This is a genomic window from Peribacillus sp. P4_C12 (genome assembly GCF_056402095.1).
Map to the genome: position 1 here is coordinate 1 of NZ_JBFUIB010000883.1, position 1,123 is coordinate 1,123.

1 protein-coding gene is annotated in these 1,123 nt (G+C 38.2%); it reads left to right on the forward strand.

Features of this window, described 5'->3' with window-relative positions:
* Positions 1-90: 90 nt before the first annotated feature.
* A partial coding sequence (locus tag AC1DUW_RS29920) for an SGNH/GDSL hydrolase family protein (RefSeq protein ID WP_477644321.1) occupies positions 91-1,123 on the forward strand: 1,033 nt, incomplete at its 3' end.

Below are 1,123 nucleotides of genomic sequence, written 5' to 3' on the forward strand. Positions count from 1 at the left end.
ATAAGGAAAAAACCATTCTTAGCCTCTTTAAGTCTTTAAGCTATCTCTTTCCTATTTAGATAAATAAAATGTTTATTCGGGGGAACTACATTGAAAAAGAACGCAAAATCCTTCATCCCTTTCGCTGCAATTGCCACGATTCTTCTAATCAGCTATATCCTTCAAAAGGTTCCTAAAACCTATGGATCAGATGATTCATTAAATGTTTATCAAAAATTCCAAGCCGGCCAGCCGATTCAATACCTTGTTGTTGGTGACAGTATTGGAAGAGGCTCTGGAGCCGAAAATCCTAATTTAACATGGTTCAAACAGCTAGAAAACAAGATGAATGACGTCAATGATATTCCTTTTCATGGGGATTATGTGGTCCAAAGCGGCTCTACTGCTTTTGAAGGCCTTTTTAAGCTCTCCCAAAGAAAGAAACATGATCATAAAGATTTAATTTTCATCGTATTCGGCGAGAATGACCGCAAATATATGAAGGTAGACGATTTCATTATGACGTATGAGGCGTTAATCAGGAAGGTGAAGCGTCTCCATCCTAATGCGGAATTGTTCACAATAACGGAAAGCAGCTTGAAATATGAGGAATTTGCATCAGCTATCGAACTATTATCTAAACATTATAGGGCTACTAATGTAGATATGCGGCCAATTTTTCAGACTTCAGGCTATACTGAAAAACAGCTGACTAAAGACTTAATACATCCAAATGGACTAGGCTATCAATTTTATGCTAATGCAATTTATGAACAATTTCTTGATAATACAAAACAGGAGAAGCCAATAGCAAGCCTTTCCTCCAAGCTTCACGCCGGTTCTGAATTAGATTTATCAGAAGTTGACAACTATGAAAAGATGATTGGTTTTCGTCCAAGAGGAGACTACTTTACAAGTAATGAAAAAGGGAGCCTGATTGAATACAATTTCAAAGGGAGTATTCTTGGTGTGAAACTACTTAGAAGCCCCGATGGCGGGGAAGTGGCTGTATTTATCGATGGAAATGAAATCACGTCTTTAAATACCTGGTGGCCCTTTGCCCGAGAAAGATATTTGTTTATCACCAATGGACTTTCTCCCGGTTCACACACGGTCCGTTTTGAAGTAACAGGAAGAACAATGG